This window comes from Pasteurella dagmatis (genome assembly GCF_900186835.1).
Lineage (GTDB): Bacteria > Pseudomonadota > Gammaproteobacteria > Enterobacterales > Pasteurellaceae > Pasteurella > Pasteurella dagmatis.
In genome coordinates this window covers 1,554,466-1,564,284 of record NZ_LT906448.1, presented here as the reverse complement: position 1 = coordinate 1,564,284, position 9,819 = coordinate 1,554,466, and the positions used below count along the sequence as shown (strand labels likewise).

At 37.8% G+C, this 9,819-nt stretch carries 2 protein-coding genes; both read right to left on the bottom strand.

What is annotated here, in order from left to right; translation table 11 throughout:
* Positions 1-391: 391 nt before the first annotated feature.
* Entirely contained in the window at positions 392-8,662 is an 8,271-nt protein-coding gene (locus tag CKV78_RS07085) for an ESPR-type extended signal peptide-containing protein (protein ID WP_005763357.1), read from the bottom strand.
* A 390-nt stretch (positions 8,663-9,052) separates the two neighbouring features.
* Positions 9,053-9,817 carry a glycosyltransferase family 2 protein gene (locus tag CKV78_RS07080; protein ID WP_032855373.1) on the bottom strand — a complete coding sequence of 255 codons (765 nt, stop codon included), beginning with the start codon at positions 9,815-9,817 and terminating at the stop codon, positions 9,053-9,055.
* Between the last annotated feature and the right edge of the window lie 2 nt (positions 9,818-9,819).

The following is a 9,819-nucleotide window of genomic DNA, read 5'->3' as shown; positions in this document are numbered from 1 at the left end:
TTCTTGTGTTACTGTTATATTTTATGAGTTAATTTGAGATTGTTGATAGGAAGACTTTTAAAAATCAATGGGATGAAGCCATCTTTCTTATAATTCTTATAAAGTGAATATTACAAAATAAGGTTCAGAAAACGTATTGTTTGAGACATTTAATCAATATAACGCTTTATTTAAGGTGAAATATAGGATGGGGTAAGAGTGAATTGATAGGTCGTATTAATACATTAAAGTGCGGTCATTTTCTAGAAAATTTTAAATATCAGGGAACTTTAAAATAAGCTATGCTCAGTGTTAAATGTTCAATTAAAACCAGAGCCTAGATTTAATTCACTGTATACAAAAAGGGTATTGATGTGACTCAATACCCTTTGTTTATATCATTTTCTCATGATTACCATTGATAACCGACACCTATTGAGCCACCGAAGTCGCCACGAGTATTTCCGTTACCTTGAAGTTTCAGGATAACTTTACCGTTATCACTTGCACTTGAATAGCCCACAGCGATAGCGCTTTGACCTTTGAAGGTACCAGCAGATGCAGCAACCATTGATTTACCTGGTATATAAACTTGTGGTAAGCCAGCTGCTGCATTTGAGCCTGCTACACCAGCACGCATATTTTTATCTACAGTACCAATCTTACCGTTGATATCACCAAATTTTTCGATAATTGCACCACCGAGAGCATCAGTTACAGCATCGCGTAATTGGCTTACGTTTACAGCATCTGTTGGGTCAACACCTTTTGCAACGTTTCTGATACGAACTGGTGAGCCATCTGGTTTCGCTAAGTTCAAGTCGCCTTCTGGTGTTGCACTTAGTTTAGGACCAGCGTTACCGCCTACTTGTACTGTATTGAACGTAGGATCTTTACTTACTGTTACACGAACTTCACGTACGCCATCAGCACGAGTAGATCCAGTTACAGTTGCTAAGTTGTTACCACTTACAAACTCAATTGCATCTGCATTACGTACATCATCTGCATAGTTGTTGTCTTTAGCTCCTACGATGAAGCCAAGTTTCTTCGCATCAGATACGTTCAACGCATTGTTTGGATTTGAGTTAGCTAAATCAGCTAAGCCAGCTTTCGCTTTATCCATCGGTTTGGTCGCCGGTTTTACTGCTTGAGCTTCTTTTGCATTTGGTTTTAACACGCCATTTGTAAATTGATCTTGTGCATAGAATTTAGCTCCTGCACCATCTCCCACTTGAACAAGTATTTTACCATCATCACCAAACTTGTCTGTAATAGTATTTGTACCTGAAGCTACATTACCTAACACTGACGGTGCACCAATTTCGTTCGGTGCTGCCGTTGGATTAACTAAGTTTGTTGTTAACTCACTTGCAGGAACTTCTTTACCTACAGGGTAACCCGCATTATTCACTTTAAAGAACTTATCACCTACTTTCGCTACTGGAGAGCCATCTTTTGCGGTATAAGTAATTGGTAAACCAGTTACGTTATAGCTTACTTCAGTAATGTCTTGACCAGTTGCAGCATCACGTTTAGTTTCAGCTTTGGCTAATACATTACCGCCGTTAACGAAGTTAACTACATCATTTGGTGTCACTTTCTCAGTCTTCGCATCTTCAGTTGAGTTTGCATTCGCTGCTAAAGTAGATTTACCATTTTGTTTCACGAAGAAGCCTGATTTATTCACAGTTTGATCTAATTGGTCTTTATTAACCGCTTGATCTGGTTGTGTTGCCCAAGCTACGCTGTTTAAGTTAACCCCATCTTTGCCTGCAACGATTTTATCTTTCGCATCAAAATCTGCTTTAATTGCAGCAGCTCTTGCTTGATCTGCAACTTTTACTAACTCTTCAGTTGTTGCAGCTGGATTTTCTTTCAATTTATCAGCAATTGCTTTTTGTACCGCAACTTGAAGTGGATCTGCTACTGTGTAAGGGTTATTAGCAATGCCGTCTTTATTGATGCCATTTGTTAACTGAGCACCTTTATTAAGTTTAGCCACATCTTCAGGTTTTAATGCGTTTGCTTTAGATGCTGGATCTTTCAATGTGCCATCTGCATTTACTGCATCTTTCGCATAGAAGTTACCATCAACAGCCTTCGCATATTCGTTGCCTTTCGCATCGGTATATTTGAAGTCAATTGGTGAATCAACATCCATTTTCACAGTTGTGCTTGTTACAACTTTACCTGATGCATCCACTTTCTCAACTGTCGCTAATTTCACATTTAAGTTTTTACCTTCAGCATAGCGAAGTTCATCATTTGGATTTACGCGCTCATCTTTGCTTTCAAACTTATCAGCTGCAGGAACATCAGTTGCTTTACCTACTACAAAGCCTGAAGCTTGGATTGCATCACCTACTTGGTTACCAGTTACGAAACCAGCACCAGCATTGTCATTTTTAACAACAGTTTTTGGATCAACTGGTGTTGTATTTGCTTTAGGTTTGCCGTTTGGTGCAATGTCTTCTGCTTTATAATAATCGTTGCCAACTTTAACAAGTAGGTTACCCGTTTTGTCTTTTACATCTGTTGGAACAATTTCACCTGCTTGTAGAGAAATATTGATCTCTCTGATGTTATCTGTTGTTTTACCTGTCACTTTGATACCTGCGCCGCCAGTGAATTTCACTTCGTGTGCATTGCGTACATCATCTTCATAAGCAGTATCTTTACCAGCTTCTTTATCAGCAGAAATTACCCAACCAAGGTTTTTCGCATCAGCAACAGTAATTACATTGCTTGGTTTTGCATTATCTAAAGATGCTAAACCATTAAATGCAGATTTCGGATCAGCTGCTTTTGCTGGGGTAACATTGTTTGCAATTTCATTTGCTTTAACTTTACCAGTTGCTGGATCAAATTGATCTTGTTTGTAGTATTTATCTCCAACTTTAACTAATGGGTTACCTTTAGCATCTTTGGCACCATCTAAAACGCCAGCGCCTTGAGCAACATTGCTTAATACAGTCGGAGCTGTTGTGCTATCACCGTTAGGGTTGACAACGCTTGCAATGATGTCACCTGTATTAACAGGAGCTTTTAAGTCTGGTTTACCATCTTTATCAGCTTTGTAATAGTTGCCGTCATCGCCTTTAGCAACTTTATCACCATCTTTATTGGTGTAAACCACTGGCATATCGGCATTGCCAGCTACAGCATCAACATCTACATCAACACGAATAGTAGTTACATCACGACCATCTTTACGTTCAGTTGTCGCAGAAACTTTCGTGTTTTTACCATCAACAAAATCAACCACATCGTTTGGTGTTACTTTTTCAGATTTTGCATCTTCAGTTGAATTTGCATTTGCTGTTAAAGTTGATTTGCTGTTTTGTTTCACGATAAAGCCAGATTTATTGACAGTTTGATCTAACTGATCTTTATTCACCGCTTGATCTGGTTCTTTCGCCCAAGCAACATTGTTTAAGTTCACGCCGCCAGTGCCTTCGATAATTTTATCTTTAGCAGTAGGGTCTTTAGCAATTGCATCTTCTTTCGCTTTTGCAAGTTCATCTGCAGTTGCACTTGGTTTTTGTTTTTTGAGATCTTCAACCGCTTTAGTGATTGGATCCACTGCTGCATAATCTGGTGTATTTGCATCATTATCAGTTAATGCTGCGCCAACAGAGCCAGCTTTAGGAGCTTTAGCTGTTGCAGCAGGGTTTTTCAATGTACCATCTGGATTCACATCAGCTGGTTGATACCAGTTGCCATTATTCGCTTTCACTAATGGGTTACCATCAGCATCTTTCGCTGCATATGTAATTGGTAAATCCACATCAAGTTTCATAAAGGTATCAGTCACCACTGTGCCATCTGCATTTACATTTTTCACAGTCGCAATTTTCGCCATTGTGCCTTTACCATTAGTAAAGCGAACATTGTCGTTTGGATTCACTTTTTCTAAGGTATCAACAGAAAGTGCTTTAGATGCATCTGCAAACGCTTCAGTCGCTTTTGCATCATCTGCTAAACCAAGGTTCCAACCTGATTTTTGGATTGCTTCAGCAACTTTGTTACCAGTCACTAAACCTTTACCGTTGTTTTTCGCTTTGCTTGCGATGTCTTGTTCAACTGGTTTTGCACCTGCTTTAGGTTTACCTGTACTTGGGTCAATATCAGCCTTGTTGTAGAAGTTATTATCAACTTTGATTAATGTTTCGCCGTTAGGACCAACATATTCGTTGCTTGCAACAACATCGCCTTCGTTGATTGAGATCTTAATTTCACGAGCGTTGTTCTCTGTTTTACCTTCAACATTAATGCCTGTACCACCAACGAATTTCACTTCAGTTGTGTTACGTACATCAGCTGCATAATCGTTACCATTTGCAGAAATTACCCATCCTAAGTTCTTCGCATCAGCAACAGTGATAGCGTTTGTCGGATTTGAGTGTTCTAAATCAGCTAAACCTGCTTTTGCGGTATCAACTGGTTTAGTTACTGCAGCGCCATTTTGAGCTTCAACAGCACCAGCTTTCAATTTGCCTTTTTCAAACTGATCTTGTGCGTAAAGTTTGCCACCTACATTCACAAGTGCTTTGCCATCAATTGCTTTATCGGCAATAGTATTTGCACCAGCTGCTACATTGCCTAATTGAGTTGGTTTAGTCGCAGTACCATCTATATTCACTAAATTAACTTGTGGATTTTCGACCGCACTTTTCGTTTTATCTGGTGTGCCATTTGCATCAACAGGGTAGAATTTATTGTCATCTGCTTTTTTCACGATTGTGCCGTTAGCATCAGTGTAAACTGTTGCAGTATTAACTTTGATGGTGTTAGTTTTTCCATCAGCAGATACACCAATCTCTACAGTTGAACCTGTACCATCTGCAAAATTGATAGTATCAAATGGTTTTACAAAATCTTTTGCAGTGCCATTAGCTTGTAAATTCCAACCCGCATTTAACACGTCACCAAGAGTAGCAGCATTATTTAGCATAGTTTTGTTAAATGCAGCTGAAGAAGGATCAAATGCTTCTGGAAGTACTGTAGCTGTTGTTGGAGTAACTGGTTGTCCATTGATATCTTTTGTGCTGCTGTAAGTATTAGGTAAGTTACCTTTTACATTCGCTAATGTCATTGGATCAGTTGAGCTATTCGCGCCATTGTTCATTGATGCAATTACATCAGTAGCAGGCACGTCTTTTACAGTTGGATCTGTTGGTTCACCTTTAGCATCAACATCTGTGCCAACTACATAGAATTTACCATTCACTGATTTGAATAATTTTTTCCCTTCAACAGTTGTATAAACAACAGGGATCTCAATATTCGCAAGTAAGTTTGGTACGTTCACATCAACAGTGATCTCACGTACACCGTCAGCACCAGTGCTACCAGTTACGCGGGCCATATTTTTTCCAACGAAACGTACTTCGTTTGCATTACGTACATCATCTGCATAATTATTATCTTTCGCAGAAACAACCCAACCTAAGTTTTTCGCATCAGCAACGGTGAATACATTTGTTTCTGGTGAGCCATTCAAGTTAGCTAAACCATTGTAAGCAGCTGCTAAATTTGCGCCAAAAGTATTTGTATTATCAATTCGTGTTGATTCTGCCGCAGTAGCTTTATCGCCACGATTTGTACCATCAAGGGTAGTTGTACCAGCTGCTACATTTGTGATTGTGACTGGTTTGTTATTTGCGGTATTTAAGGTTAATGTTGGGGTATTTGTATCACCAGTTGTATTTAATGTAATCGCAGCTTTTCCAGCCTCAGCTAATTTCACTTCTTTAAATTCTGGTTTTTCCGAGAATTTGATGATTAGTTCATTCGCTTTATCGTTGGCATAAACATAAACGTTTTTATCTGTCGCATCAGTAACTGTTGGTTTACCACCGCGAATAGTCAGTTTTGTACCAAGATCACGATGTACAGTTTTACCTGCATTATTACCTACAAAATCCAAACCTTCTTTGATAATACTGTTTGCAGTTTCAGCAACGGTATTTGCTGTCACTAAAGCATCAGGCATTACTGGAGTAAAGGTTGCTTTACCATCAGCTTCTTGTACTGGAGTAATTGTGCTAGTTACTGCAGTTAATTGATTTTTAGATGTATCAACTTTAATTGTTTTACCGTCAACTTTGATATCAACTTTCGCTGTTGTTGTTTTATTGTCATTTGTTGTAACGATGAAGTCAGTTGCACTACCGTCAACAAATTCAACAGTGTCGTAAGGTTTTACAAAATCAACATTTTCAACATTACCATCAGCGGTTTTAGCACCTTTGATATTGAAACCAGAATTTAATACATCACCTACTGTTGCAGCGTTATTTGCATTTACGTTTGCTGGTAAATCTTGAGTAGCTAGGTTAGCGTTTGCTTCAGGTAAATTGTGTGCTAAACCACCAATTTTGCCGTCATTTGCATTGTTTGGACCGCTTAAATTAAGTTCTTTCGCTAATTTAACAGTTAAGTTGCCTTTACCATCAGAGCTTACGCCGATATTTGCGTTGTCTGATAATTTGCTACCGTCTTTTTGGCCACCAGTGATTGTTAATTTCTCACCTAATTTACGTGCTGAGTCAGCGCCAGTATCGCCTGCAAAGAGTAAACCATCGTCCATAGTTGCAACTTGACGTGTTGTGGTCGAACCATCTGCATTTTTAGTTACGTACACAATACGATCGATTCCATTTACATCTTTTGCTTCAAGCGTTGCTTTGCCCTTTTGCGCAGTAATTTTCACATCTGCTACATCGCCATTTACTGGACGAGAGATAGAGATTGAACCATCTTTGCCATCGATAGATACTTTAGAACCATCTTTGCCAGTGACATCAACTTTACCATCAACGCCGTCTTGGCCTGCTACAGATTTGCTACCTAAACTGATTTGATCTCTTGTTGAAAGTTCGAAACCGTTAGGAATCTGTTTGATCTTGATATTTTTACCTGCATTGAATTGTAAAAGTTCATCTTTAGTAATACATTTATCACCACAATTGTTTAAGCCTTCATTGTTAAACTCACCTCCATCAAGGGCTCTACCTCCTAATGCAAATGAGAATGCATTTTGCTTAATTGCATTATTTAGATCTGATACGTTAACCGCATTGGTTGGTGTTGCAGCAGCAGCTTCAGTTAATGTTTTACCTTCTAAACCACTCGCAACATTTTTTAGAATGACAGTCGTATTTCCTGTTCCTACTAATTGAACAGTGTTTGTTGGTGTTGCTTGGTCAGCTGGTGTTGTTGTATTAACGTAAGCTAATGGCGTATCAAATTTAATTGTCGTTACGCTCGTTGCTGTATCTGTATGAGTAGTAACTTTTGAACCTATCCCATTGATAAAGTTAACTGTATCACCGTGTCTTACGAAATCTGTTGGTGTGCTGTTACCTTGTAAATTCCAACCTGAATTTAGCACATCACCGATTGTTGCTGTATTCGCATTGTTCACAGTTCCAAAAGCCGGAGCAATAACAGTATTGTTATCTGTCGGGGTTAAAGTTCCCGTATTAGTTAAGGCACCTGGCATTGGTATTACTGGTGGCAAACTTGGTAAGGATTCAATATTCCCTCCAGTATTGAATGAGCCAAAATCTGGTAATGTATTTGTACCGCTGTTTGCAATATCTGTTATTGAACCAGAAATATTCACATTTTCATTATTTGATACAATATCATTACGATTAATATTTACGTTATTTTGGTCTAGTCTAATATCCGTTGTATTGGTATTAATATTGGTCTGATTATTAATTTCATTTCTGACATTAGAAGAAATATTTTGACCATTAATAACGGTAGTATTCACACTGCCTGTGCCACGACTAACATAAGAGTTCAAAGCATTTAATGCACTATTGACAGAATTAAGAGATGCATCATTTGTTAAAACATTGCGTTGGCTTGATTGTGTAGTTGTAGTGCGACTGGTTGTTGTCTGCGAATTATAGCTTGGGGTATGGCTAGTTATTGTTGTTCTTGAGCTACCACCCACATTCGTAGTATTTACTAAATTCGTTGCAATATCTGCCACATTAGACAATTGAATATTGCTAATTGGTTTTGTCACACTACTAGTTTGTCTTGATGATGAACCGTTTAATAATACTCGAGATTGAGAACTACGAATAGACGAGTCTTCCACAGACACTGTTGTCGTAGTAACTGTATTGCCACCTAGTTGAATTGATACATCTCGTGTTGCGTTAGCAAACGAATTAGAGTTGTAAGATGGGAACTTTACAATTCTCTGTTCAACAACATTAGGGGAGTTTTTACCTGCTGTTGTATTATTTCTTTCATTTCTGGTTGCTCTAGCTTCTTGACGAGTTGTTGCCGTAGTTAACGACGGAATGATTCTTTGTTGTTGAATAGAGCTATTGTACTGTCCTTCAAGTCTTTGTTGTGACACAGCTCCCGCTCTTGTTGTATAACTATCTCTGCTGTTACGGACTGTGCCAATCTCTGGCGCAAACGTAACTTTTGCTTGGTAAAATGTATCAAAATTTCCGTTAAATGATGCTGCAAAACTTGGGGATGCAAATAACAATGCACCTGTTGCCGTTATTGCAAGTAATGTAGCTGTTGGCGATTTGCGTTCATCTGTTTGACTATTAGATTTACCGTGTGATTTACTAATTTCTGACACTGCAATCCACGTTTGTGTTGCGTGGTTCCAAATAACCCTAAAGATTTTGTTCATAAATAAGCCCGTATCCCTTAAATTAATCAAATGAAAAATTCTCTATCTAGTTTTAGATAGAGAGTTGAGGTTAAAAATTGAATATAAAATGATAGAAAAGTTAGGCAGAATCTATATTAAAACACCTATAAAATAAAGGCTGGAGCTGGCAAATTACATTTTTTTACACTAGATGGAATAGAGGGATCTTTTTGTTTACAATATCTTTGTAAAACTGAAGTTTATATAAATTTGACTTTATAATAAAATTATTTTTGATTATTATTTTGTTTATTTAATTAAATCTAACTTCAAATAGAGTTAATTCATGTTGCTATGGATGGATGCTATAAAATGAAATTTTAAGAGAGTGGTGTACAGGGAAAATCCCTGTACAATCAATATATAAGGCTATTTTTTTGTTTCAGTTCTGACCCAAAGATCAGCATATTTTACAAAAGTAGAATGGGCAGAAAGAATTGCAAGTAATAATCCTTGCTTACCATCAAAAAAGCCAGCATTTAAGATATACATTTTTGTAAAGCAACCAATAGCATGTGTAAAGGCAGAGAATAAACTCCCTTTTTTACCTGCTTTTTCACGTTTTTCTGCCCACGCTTTGGCATAACCTGCCGATTTCACAAGATAGTGATGCATATCTTTATAAGTGTAATGCTCTAAATCACCACTAAGTTTCTCTACTTTTGCATTGTTTGGTATGATAACTTTTTCGTGTACTGGCTCATTATTGTACTGTGTAAATTTAGTTTTATATAAACGTAATACAAAATCAGGATACCAATTTGAATGGCGGATCTTGCGCCCGAATACCTCACTTAAGCGTGAAATTTTGTAAATTACATTTTCTTCATTTTTTTCAACCGCACTTTGAATAGATTGACGTAACTCAGGTGTCACTCGCTCGTCAGCATCTAGCCAAAGCACATATTCACTGGTTACATATTGTTGTGCGATTTGACGTTGTTTACCAAAACCTGGCCAGTCCGTGTTAGTATAAAATTTTGCACCAAATTTTAAAGCGACCTCTTCTGTATTATCTGTACTGCCTGAATCGAGAATAACAATTTCATCAACCCAACCTTGTATAGTTTTAAGACATTTTTCTAAATTTTCAGCTTCATTTTTGACAATCATTGCTACGCTAAGTGTCGACATAC

What these genes read in the sequence shown, in the direction of transcription:
- CKV78_RS07080 (WP_032855373.1), bottom strand. Translation starts at nt 9,817, where the DNA reads ATGTCGACACTTAGCGTAGCAATGATTGTCAAAAATGAAGCTGAAAAT.
- CKV78_RS07085 (WP_005763357.1), bottom strand. Translation starts at nt 8,662, where the DNA reads ATGAACAAAATCTTTAGGGTTATTTGGAACCACGCAACACAAACGTGG.